We start from the raw sequence: 438 nt of genomic DNA, 5'->3' as shown, positions 1-438 counted from the left end.
GCTGCCGGACGCCGCCATCCTCAACATCGGCCGTGGCCAGCACAACAACCAGTTCTTCCCGCGCTCGCTGACGATCGTGAAGGATGCTGGCCGATCGGCGCTCAAGCCGGCGCGGGTCAGGGCCGGCGCGATCGAGCCGCCGCCGCTGGCGCCGCGCAGGAAGAAGTAAAAGCCAAGCTTTATTTCGCCGCGATCACCGCAGAAGATCAGGCCCGTCAAACCGGACGCACGCGGCCATGCTCGACATGCTCAGCCTGCTTGCCTGTCTCGGCTGCGCCCAGGCCGCGCCTGTGCCGGTGCCCGCCGCACCTGCCGCCGTGGACGTCGAGCTGGTGCTGGCGGTCGACATCTCGACGTCGATGGACGAGCGCGAATTCGCGTTGCAGCGCGCCGGCTACGTCGAGGCGCTCAGGCATCCGGACTTCATCAGGGCGGTGC

Annotated in this window: 1 protein-coding gene; it reads left to right on the top strand. The window is 68.5% G+C overall.

Features of this window, described 5'->3' with window-relative positions; genetic code table 11:
- Positions 1–236: 236 nt before the first annotated feature.
- The coding region (locus tag EOA24_RS40855; RefSeq protein ID WP_127410964.1) for a DUF1194 domain-containing protein at positions 237–438 on the top strand (202 nt) is incomplete at its 3' end.

It is taken from the genome of Mesorhizobium sp. M2A.F.Ca.ET.039.01.1.1, assembly GCF_003998035.1.
Taxonomy (GTDB): Bacteria; Pseudomonadota; Alphaproteobacteria; order Rhizobiales; family Rhizobiaceae; genus Mesorhizobium.
The sequence above is the reverse complement of the archived record's forward strand: the minus strand, read 5'-3'. Positions and strand labels throughout refer to the sequence as shown.